A 733-nucleotide genomic window follows, 5' to 3' on the forward strand; every position below is an offset into this window, starting at 1 on the left:
GCCATGGTCGACATGATCATGCGAGACGGCGGCGTGATCATCGAAGGAAGCAATTCATGACAGAGATCCACCAGCAATCCGGACCCGGCCGTGCGGGGACTGCTCGCCCCGGGCCGAACAAGGCAGTGCTCATCGGTGTCGGCACGCTGCTGATCGTCCTGACCAACGCCGTCATCTTCATCCTGCCGCCGCTGTTGCCGATCATCCAGGCGCAGTACGGCCTCGCCACAGTGGCCGAGACGACGTGGCTCTACACGGCGCTGACCCTCGGCGGGGGAGCGGGCTTCATCTTGCTGCCGCGCCTCGCCGATCTGCACGGCGACCGTAACGCCGCGGTGGCGGCGTCCGCATTCCTTGCGATCGGCGCGCTCGTTCCGGCTGCCGGCGACTCGTACTCGACCCTTCTGGTCGGCTGCATTCTCATGGGATTCGGGGGCGCGGCGCAGCTGCTTCCGCTCGGTTTCCTGCGCCGCAATCTCGGCGAGGACGGTATCACGGTGGGTGTCGCGGTTCTGGTCATCGCCACCGGTGTCGGCATCGTCGTGGGCATGATCGGCGGTGGCTTCATCGTCGAGAGTCTGTCGCTGCGAGGCTTTTTCATCATCCTCACCATAGTGTGCGCAGTGACGGCCATTGCGTGCTATGCCGTGATCCCCCACACCCCGCCTGCTGAGCGTTCCGGCCGCATCGCGGTACTCGGCACGGTGTGGATGATCGCTTGGGTCGCCGCGAT

General features: G+C 65.6%; 1 protein-coding gene. It reads left to right on the top strand.

The features are described from left to right. Positions 1–56 precede the first annotated feature (56 nt). The coding region (locus tag CJ177_RS46500) for an MFS transporter (RefSeq protein WP_143548835.1) at positions 57–733 on the top strand (677 nt) is incomplete at its 3' end.

This window comes from Rhodococcus sp. ACPA1 (genome assembly GCF_002300195.1).
In the GTDB taxonomy this organism is placed as follows: Bacteria; Actinomycetota; Actinomycetes; order Mycobacteriales; family Mycobacteriaceae; genus Rhodococcus_F; species Rhodococcus_F opacus.